General features: G+C 34.0%; 3 protein-coding genes. 2 read left to right on the plus strand and 1 reads right to left on the minus strand.

The window, feature by feature from the left end; genetic code table 11:
- Positions 1 to 10: 10 nt before the first annotated feature.
- Positions 11 to 790: a hypothetical protein gene (locus AC1DUW_RS21450; RefSeq protein ID WP_053345623.1), complete on the plus strand. Its 780-nt coding sequence runs from the start codon at positions 11 to 13 to the stop codon at positions 788 to 790.
- 1,204 nt (positions 791 to 1,994) lie between these two features.
- Here AC1DUW_RS21450 and AC1DUW_RS21455 read toward each other — a convergent pair.
- Complete coding sequence (locus tag AC1DUW_RS21455; RefSeq protein ID WP_053345624.1) at positions 1,995 to 2,588, minus strand: hypothetical protein; 594 nt, start codon at positions 2,586 to 2,588, stop codon at positions 1,995 to 1,997.
- 356 nt (positions 2,589 to 2,944) lie between these two features.
- On the opposite strand from AC1DUW_RS21455, the gene AC1DUW_RS21460 reads away from it, so the two are divergent.
- Positions 2,945 to 3,430 carry a peptidoglycan-binding domain-containing protein gene (locus AC1DUW_RS21460; RefSeq protein ID WP_477643410.1) on the plus strand — a complete coding sequence of 162 codons (486 nt, stop codon included), beginning with the start codon at positions 2,945 to 2,947 and terminating at the stop codon, positions 3,428 to 3,430.
- The last annotated feature ends 1,133 nt before the right edge of the window (positions 3,431 to 4,563 follow it).

Raw genomic sequence — 4,563 nt, forward strand, 5'->3', positions numbered from 1 at the left:
GGGGAACATCGTGAACACAGATCAAGCATTTGACCTGTTAAAGGATGCAGGAGTAACAGAAAGTATTAGCATTCAAACTGTTAGACGTTGGATGCGTGAAGGTAAAATTAAATACGAGGGGGGAAACAAGAATAGAAAAACTGGATACATAATTGATGACACAGATCAAGCATTTGACCTGTTAAAAGATGCAGGAATAACAGAAAGTATTAGTATTCAAACTGTTAGCCGGTGGCTGCGTGAAGGTAAGATTAAATACGAGGGAAACGGGAATAGGGAAACTGGATATATAATTAATGATACAGTCTCAAAGGTGTCTATAAATGATCGTATTGATCAAAATAAGGACGAGATCATTCACCGATTAAAATTAAAAATACAAGCACAAGATAAGCATTTAGAAGGAATTGAAGAACTTCATGAGACTTCAAAAAAAATATTAATCCAGCAAAGAGATATGTTTAAAAAGGAAGTTGTACTACTAAAAAATGAGAAAAGTAAATTACAAAATGAAACAAAGGATTTATTAAAAGAAAATATTGAATTACGTAATGAATTGATAAAAGTAAAAGAAAACAAAAGAGACAATTACAATTTAGACTCCAATAATCAATCAAATGATTATAGTGAAAAATTAGGACTTGCAAAAATGGCGAGTAATAAAGACGTGATAGCAGAATATAAAGGGTTATTAAAATTAACTCATCCAGATCATGCCGGCAACGCAAAGGTATTTCATTACATTAAGACTGATTACGATAATTTCAGAAAATTTATCAAAGGCAAATGATGAGTAGTGTAGTAGTGTTTAATTTCCTAACATAAATGTTGAATAAGGAAAAGAAAAGAACGAAGTGAAAGTTAATCAGAATTTGAATTTCCATGCTGTTGGATGACAATAAATCTGTTGCTTTTTAGTTCTTTATGAAACAGGTGGCGGTTAAAAGAAGTCCGAGATCCGTAATAAAAAAACACCCGATTACTCGGGTGCATACTTAATCATTCCATGTAAATAAACCGAGCACTCTTTTTGAATACATCCTCTTAAATTGATTTTTCCTTCACTTTCTATTTCTTTAACCAATTCTTCAATCTTATTTTAGTATCTTTAGGAATCTCTATTGAAAGAAGCATTCAAAGATGTTTAAATAGTCTATTTTTATTCATTAGACCATCTCCCTTTAACTACTTTCTTTACCATAAAGTAGTTTTTTTCTGTGAATTCCCATTGATTATGTAAAAATGAACATAATATATCAGCATTGGTGACTTAGTAAACATAGTAGAGGGACCTTGCTATTTAATGAATTATTTTAATAACATTTAACAAAGCCTTGTCAATATCTATCTACCAAGTGATAGACGTATATAAGAAATGTTTTGTTGTTATCTCCACATACTATATAAGCATAATGGATGAGGTTTTTGACCAAGAACAAAATGAACTAGTCATAAATAAATAGATAGAGTAACCCTGGTCCAAACATTTGCATAATATATATAAGACGTGAGGAAGCACCTGACGTCACATTAGACTGGCTTTTTATAGTCAGTCTCTTTTTTTGAACTAACCTTATCCAAAACATAAAAGTATAGGCCACCCGTTTTGATAGTGTAGTAATAGTAAGGTATTGTGTGGTGTCATAAATTAGGGTCATAAATAAAGTGTAAAAGTGGGATACGCCAAGAAATATGGACATGCTAGGGTAAGTACAATTAGCTAATATTTGGTAGTTAACTTCAAGAATTAGAAAAAATCAACTCTAAAATTGAATTTGTTTGATATTCAAGTCAGTCTGTCTGAAACCTTTGACTACTAGAGATATAGAAAATCAAACAATTAACGAATACATTAACAATGATGAGGAAGGAAAGCCGCCATTTATGATCTGAACCCTAAATAGTAATCACACAAAGAAAAGCATGTTTAAGCAGTTACATGATAGGGCTGTATATAGCTTGCTAGGAGCCATAAAATAGATATTATTGAGTAGTTATTTGTATTTGTTAATTAAATCTAATATGGCAAGTTCTATTATGTCGGATTTATTAAACTTCTGTTGATCTGCGAACCTATCAAGCAAAGTCCCAACTTCTTCGTTAATGACAATCGTTTTTCTTACTTTGTTGCCTTTTTCTAAAGTGACTACCCTTTGATAAAGATCATCTCTTTGACTATCTTGCTGATCATCAAGAACATATGCCTTTATCAGTTCCTTTAATATCGTAACTTCTTCAGGTGTGAAAACGGTGTGAATATATTTTTCACCTTCATTTCTTACACTCTTCACATCGAGTGTAATAGGTTGTGAACTTCTTGGTAAAGTGTCATTCAGGTCGGGTGAACTTTGTTTAACAATAGGTAAACTATTTTTTGATTCAATGAACTCAAACACTGACTGATAAAGGGGTTCTTTCCCTTCTTTTGCATAAAACCAGCCTTTCGGATTTTTGTTCCTGTATTCATATCCTGCATTGTGTAACGCATTCTTTAATCGTTTCTCTCCAATGCCAACCTTGTCCTGTGCGATTTTTGCTATTGTATTTCCAGTTACGGATAGCTCATCTAACAGCTCTTTTATTTTCATATTTCACACTCCATTATGACTATTATTTACATATTCTCCATACTTGTGTGAATTACCTCCATTTTATTTAACCTCTCCTGTAAATGAACGGTGTACGTGAAACTAAGGAAAATGAGTCGTGAACGGATAGTAAAGGAATCCCAAAGTGGGATATGTTTTATAGCTAGGATCTTCTTTTAAAGCTTTAAGGGTTGTCTCTATTGTTCGTACAACTTATCCTATTCTGTGGTCCTTCTGGTGACTATGTTTGTGTAGCGGTTTCAAAATAAACAGGACATTTGTCGGAAGGGGAATATAAAATCTAAGGGGAATTAGTAAGGTGGATTGAATAAACAAAAAAAGAGGGAGRTGGARCTATGAAGAAATTACTTACTGGTTTGGTAGTATTAGCAATAGCCCTGGGTGTATCATTTTCCACCGCTTCAGCATCTGCTGGAGGATTTCACCACCCGCAAAGCTGGGATAAAAACTCGATTTTGCGGAAGGACTCTCTTGGGGTGGAAGTCAGAAATATGCAGTATATCCTCAATGTAATGGGTTTTTATACTGATTCAGCAGTGGTTGACGTTGATGGGATTTTTGGGCCGAAAACCGAAGCGGGTGTAAAGAAATATCAAAAAGAAAACCATCTCAATGTGGATGGTGTGGTTGGCCCCAAGACATGGGCCAGTTTTTCACAATATATTAAAAAGAATGGCGAGAACACATATGGAGCAGGCGGGAACATGGGTCTCAGAATCAAATGGAAGTACGACGATTCTTCCTATACATCCGGCTCAAAAGCCTATATTTACGGTAATGGAGATACATTAAGTGACCAATATCGATTGTATGMGAATTAAAAACCCAGGAAGAAGGCCCTTTAAAGTTAAATGAAGATAAAACGATGGGGCAGCCTTGCATAAATGGTTTACTAAGCGTAAGCGATCCAGTATCAAAGAAGGAGAGGGGATAGTTCTATTAAATTTCCTCCTTATTATTAGTTTCAGGTTAATTGTAAAAAGCCGATGATTCCTACGTAGGAATCATCGGCTTTATTCATTTAGAAATATGTGTTTTCTGCGTTTGTGAATCAAAAACTCAATGAGTAAAATCTTTATAAAGCGAGGTCTCCCATGCTTAACCACTCCGAGGATTATACCTCAACAGAGTTGAAAATTGAGGTAAATGAAAATAATGCTCATTCGGGGAGTGAACATCACTGAGCACCACCATTCTAGTATAACCTGACTGTTATAATCTAATATTAATGAGATTTATTAGGTAAGCGTTTTAGTTCAGATTCTTTTTTCTTTTAGGGAGCTTGATCTCGAGTTTCGATAGGTATATGGCATCAATCGCTAGCGTCTCAAGTGGTTTCCTGCTTAGATTCCCTTGTAAATAGGAGAAAAACTTGTCAAAAAAAATAGTATGGCTTTGAATAAACGTTTTTAAGGAGAGGTCCACATGCATTAAGGGATGTTATCATTTTTGTAGATTCTTCAGAAATTTACATATCCTGATAAAACAGTTGCCCATGTGCGAATAAAATTTGGGGACAAGAATAAGTTTCTAAACGTTTGATAAGTTGTCTCGAGAGGAGTAAGTATGAGTATCAGGAGGTTCAAAAAAGAATGAGCAAAATGATAGAAGAAAGTATAAGGGGAAGGGTCTGTAGGAACTAATATTATTCGTTTCCAGTATGAATATCCTTCCGTATAACTCACAAATATAGAAAAATATTAAGTAACTGATATATCGACATCGCAGACAATCATTTTAGAAGTAAATTTAACTAGCTTGACAACATACCCCCATAGGTATAATATGAGGTTATAAATTGAAACACAGGTGGTGGATTTGATTTTTTATTTGCTTCTAGTAACTGTCGTGATTTTGGTCCCGAGTTTGTATAAACGTTATGTTCCTGTTAAAAACGTTCCTTGCGAAAAGAATAATAGTAAAGATCATAGCGCTATTTTATTAGATATAAGGG

The sequence above is a fragment of the Peribacillus sp. P4_C12 genome, from assembly GCF_056402095.1.